The 655-nt window shown below is 68.9% G+C and carries 1 protein-coding gene and 1 pseudogene; both read left to right on the top strand.

Features of this window, described 5'->3' with window-relative positions; all coding sequences use genetic code 11:
- A pseudogene (locus ABFY07_RS42780) lies at positions 1 to 256 on the top strand (cyclohexanone monooxygenase); the annotation flags it as partial.
- A gap of 164 nt (positions 257 to 420) precedes the next feature.
- Positions 421 to 655 (top strand): SUMF1/EgtB/PvdO family nonheme iron enzyme (locus ABFY07_RS42775; RefSeq protein WP_346179623.1); only part of this gene is annotated, 235 nt, incomplete at its 3' end.

Genomic DNA, 655 nt, shown 5'->3' with positions numbered 1-655 from the left:
GGTGGGCGCCAAGCGGATCTGCATCGGCACGGACTACTACGAGACGTACAACCGGGACAACGTCGCGCTCGTGGACCTGCGGGCGGAGCTGATCGAGGCCGTCACCGCCACGGGCCTGCGGACGAGCGAGGGCGAGTACGAGCTCGACGTCCTGGTGCTCGCCACCGGCTTCGACGCGATGACGGGCAGCATCCTGCGCATCGACGTGCGGGGCACGGCCGTCCGGAATATTTTTCGGCGAGATCATTCCTGGTAGCCACAGTGCCTCCCGGGTACTTTATTAATCAGTTGGACGGTAACCAGGTGCTCGCGGAGGTGTCAACCGTCGCCGTCTAGCGTGGGGCGGTGGTCAGCGCTGCGACTGAGCCGGGACCGGCACCCGCCAGGAACATGGTGTGGGTCCCGGGGGGCGGCTTCCGGATGGGGTCCGATCTCGCCGACTACCCGGAGGAGGGTCCGGTCCGCGAGGTCGCGGTGGACGGCTTCTGGATTGACGAGACACCGGTGACCACCGTGCAGTTCCGCCGCTTCGTCAAGCAGACGGGCTACCGGACCGTCGCCGAGCGCGCCCCGGACCCGGCCGACTACCCGGACCTCGATCCCGCCCTGCTGGTGCCGGGCTCGCTGGTCTTCACCCCGACCCGCGGCCCGGTGG

The sequence above is a fragment of the Streptomyces sparsogenes subsp. cuspidosporus genome (assembly GCF_039532705.1).
Lineage (GTDB): Bacteria > Actinomycetota > Actinomycetes > Streptomycetales > Streptomycetaceae > Streptomyces > Streptomyces sparsogenes.
The sequence above is the reverse complement of the archived record's forward strand: the minus strand, read 5'-3'. Positions and strand labels throughout refer to the sequence as shown.